2 protein-coding genes are annotated in these 3,751 nt (G+C 46.5%); one reads left to right on the forward strand and one right to left on the reverse strand.

Annotation, left to right across the window (positions count from 1 at the left end):
* Positions 1–2,266, reverse strand: a 2,266-nt coding sequence (locus tag QT984_RS00890; RefSeq protein WP_333372815.1) for a condensation domain-containing protein, incomplete at its 3' end; no start/stop codon positions are given.
* 310 nt (positions 2,267–2,576) lie between these two features.
* Here QT984_RS00890 and QT984_RS00895 point away from each other — a divergent pair.
* A complete protein-coding gene (locus tag QT984_RS00895; protein WP_333054370.1) occupies positions 2,577–3,686 on the forward strand; it encodes an alpha/beta hydrolase in 1,110 nt (369 codons plus the stop codon).
* Positions 3,687–3,751 lie beyond the last annotated feature (65 nt).

A 3,751-nucleotide genomic window follows, 5' to 3' on the forward strand; every position in this document is an offset into this window, starting at 1 on the left:
GGGAATAAATTCCCTGGCTCATAGCTGAAGTCGGCTGAAGCCGACTGGAAACTTGTCCTCCGACCGTCGTCTTTAGATGGTGAATTTTATCATCTGACTGTGTTTCTAAATTTTGCACTTCGCCATCATCCACCAGGGAATAAATTCCCTGGCTCATAGCTGAAGTCGGCTGAAGCCGACTGGAAACTTGTCCTCCGACCGTCGTCTTTAGACGACTTTCGCTATTAGACAGGGAATTTATTCCCTGGCGGGTAAGCAATACTGACACTTGAGCATCTTTTAGCATAAAGCTCGATCGCTCAGCAGGATAGCTCGGATCTAAAATTAAGTAAGCTCCTCCCGCTTTCAGGATACCCAACATCCCCACGATCAGATCGAGCGATCGCCCGCAGCAAAGCCCGACTAAAACTTCCGCCCCAACCCCCATTTTTTGCAGATAACGTGCTAGTTGGTTGCTGCGGAGATTTAGCTCTCGATAGGTGACTTGCTCCTCTCCAAATACCAGCGCCACCGCATCCGGTGTCCGATCGGCCTGCATTTCAAATAGCTGATGGATGCACAAATCTTGCGGATAATCCGCCTGAGTATTGTTGCATTCAACTAACAAATGATAGCGCTCTTTGGCGCTCAAATATTGCAAGTTTGCTAGGCGCTGTTCGGGATTTGTCACAATGCTTTCTAACAAGGTTTGAAAATGCCCGATCAGGCGGCTAATCGTAGCTTCATCAAACAAATCGGCGCTGTAAATAACCATGCCGCTGATGCCCTCCGAGCTATCAACCCACAGCTTATTGCTGGGCGATTGGTTGCTTCCCGAAGTGTTGGGCGATCGCTCCCACAAATGAAACTCCAAATCAAACCGCGCTGTACCCACATCTAACTGCTGCGGGCTGAGTGTTAATTCTGGCAATTCTAACTGATTCCCCGGCGCGTTTTGCAGCGCAAACGCCACCTGAAATAAGGGATTTTGGTTCAAGGCGCGATCGGGGTGCAGTTCTTCTACTAACTTCTCAAACGGCAAATCTTGGTGAGCGTAAGCTCCTAATGCTACCTCTTTGACTCGGTTTAAAAGTTCCCGAAAAGTTGGATTTCCCGACAAATCTGTACGCAATACCAAACTGTTGACAAAAAAACCGATTAATCCTTCAATTTCACTGCGGTTGCGATTGGCGATCGGCGAACCTACAACAATATCTTCTTGCTGCGCGTAATGGTAAAGCAACGTTTTAAAAGCTGCCAGCATTGTCATAAACAGCGTCACTCCTTCACGCTGGCTCAACGTTTCTAAAGCCTCGCTCAGTTGTTTTGGCAGTTGCAAAAATTGCCTTTTGCCTCGGTAACTTTGAATTGCTGGCCGGGGTCTATCCGCAGGCAAATTTAGCATAGAAATCCCGTTTAACTGCTGTCGCCAGTAAGCAAGCTGCGTTTCTAAAACTTCCCCTTGCAGCCATTCGCGCTGCCATTTTGCAAAATCAGCATACTGGATCGACAAATCCGGTAAATGCGAAGGTTTTTCGCTAGCAAATGCCGTGTAAAGTGCGCCTAATTCCTGAATTAGCACTCCGATAGACCAACCATCGGAGACAATGTGGTGCATATTCAGCATTAGTAAATATTCGGCATCATCTAACTGCAATAATGTGACTCGCAGCAACAAGTCATTGGACAAATTGAAAGAGCGTTGAGCTTCCTGGGCCGTGAGCCTGTTTGCTTCATTTTGTCTAGATTCCTTGGGCAAGTTTCGCAAGTCCACTACATTAATCGGGAGGTGGAAAGCAGCAGCTATTTTCTGAACAGGTTGCCCCGAAACTACTGCTAAATTCGTTCGTAAAGCTTCGTGGCGGCGCACAATTTCATTGAAGGTTTTTTGCAGCGCCGAAAAATTGAGCGAACCTGTCAAACGCAAGGCTGCGGGAACATTATAAAAAGGATTGTTCGGGACTAATTGGTCGAGAAACCACAAGCGCTGCTGTGCAAAGGAAAGCGGTAGATTTCCGTCCCGCCCCATAGGAACAATCGGTGTAGGAGTGAAACTAGAAGTACGATTAGCTGCTTTTAAAAATGAAATAATTTCGGCTTTTTTATGAGAAATTTCGGCGCGAAGTTTGGGTGTAATAATTCCTTCGGGAGCGTTGCAGCGCAGGCGAGATCCCTCAACAAAAATATTAATATCTAGACTGCGAAGGTAAGATAAAAACTCAACTAACTCCACGCTGACAGAATCTCTGGCATTTGGCGATGAACTCGATATTTTTGGCTCTGGCATTTTGAGTCATCCTGTCAATCGATTTTAGATTTTAGATTTTAGATTTTAGATTTTAGATTTTAGAATTGAAGCATTGACCCCACAGATAAATTCGGGGGTTCCTTTATTGGATACAGGTTTTTTATTTCTGGACGGATGAATCACGTGGTGGGTATCCTGGATGCTTTCGGTCATTACTTGGGCACATCAATAAATTAAATTCCACCAGCGCACAAATTAAGAGCTTAACTTACCGCTTGCTTACTGTGGCCTAACCTAAGTATGATCCTGTTTGAATTCGCAACCAAAATCCTACCCAAGGTTTCAGCTTATGCCGTTCATGCCCTTCAATTTCCTGTTCCTATGGCTGGTGGGACTGCTGTCGATCGGGGTACTTGGCACAGGTATATACATTATTTACGAATGGTACATCGGCGCACTGGTAGGGATTTCCTACTTAATCAGCGGAGTGTTGATGCTTCTTTGGTGTGTTGGCGGCCGCTTTATCAGTTTGCCGCTGTTCCGCCGCCCCGGTGCTGACGAACCGAAGCCCACGCGGACGGGTACGGTGCAGCGGGTAGAGAGGCCTGATGGCACTATTTTACAAGTAGAATTCTACGGCCCGGAGGACGGACAGCCGATTATTCTCTCGCACGGTTGGGGGCCGAACAGTATGGTTTGGTATTACGCGAAACGGCAACTAAGCGATCGCTACCGAGTGATTGTTTGGGATCTTCCAGGCCTGGGAAAATCCACTCGACCAAAAAACAGTGACTACTCCCTAGAAAAATTTGCCCGCGATCTTGAAGCCGTCATTGCCATAGCAGGAAATAAACCTGTTATCCTACTCGGACACAGCATGGGTGGCATGATTTCTCTAACATTCAGTCGGCTTTTCCCAGAACTTCTCGGTAGTCGAGTAGCTGGTTTAATTCTGGTAGATACGACTTATACTAATCCCGTCAAAACCGCTATTTTTAGCAGTTTATTACGCGCTTTGCAAAAGCCGCTGCTTCAACCTATGCTCTACCTCACCATAGCTCTTGAACCGATTATGTGGGGAATGACTTGGCTGAGCTATCTCAATGGTTCACTGCACATCAGTGTAGAATTATCGGGATTTAAAGGCACTGAAACGCGCGGTCAATTAGAGTTCTCAGCTTTCTTATCAGCCTTGGGTTCTCCCGGCGTTCTCGCTCGCGGCACACTGGGAATGCTCAAATTTGATGAAACAAAAACTTTGCGATCGATTGACATTCCAGTGTTGGTGATCTGCGGCGATTCAGATATCGCCACTACTCCCCCAGCTAGCCTGCGGATGAAAGCAGAATTGCCTCAAGCAGAGCTAGTTACTATACAGAAAGGAGGACACATGGCATTAATCGAGCATAACCAAGAGTTTGCCGAAGCTGTTAGGGCATTCTGCACTGAAATTTCCTAACTAAAAATGTGAGTTAAAACTGAGATATTTCAGCATTCTCAAGAACAGGCTTTTCGGCCTGTTCC

The sequence above is a fragment of the Microcoleus sp. Z1_B2 genome (assembly GCF_036700325.1).
Classification (GTDB): Bacteria; Cyanobacteriota; Cyanobacteriia; order Cyanobacteriales; family Microcoleaceae; genus Microcoleus.

Coding starts and splice junctions, on each gene's coding strand:
- QT984_RS00895 (WP_333054370.1), top strand. CDS start 2,577: ATGCCGTTCATGCCCTTCAATTTCCTGTTCCTATGGCTGGTGGGACTG.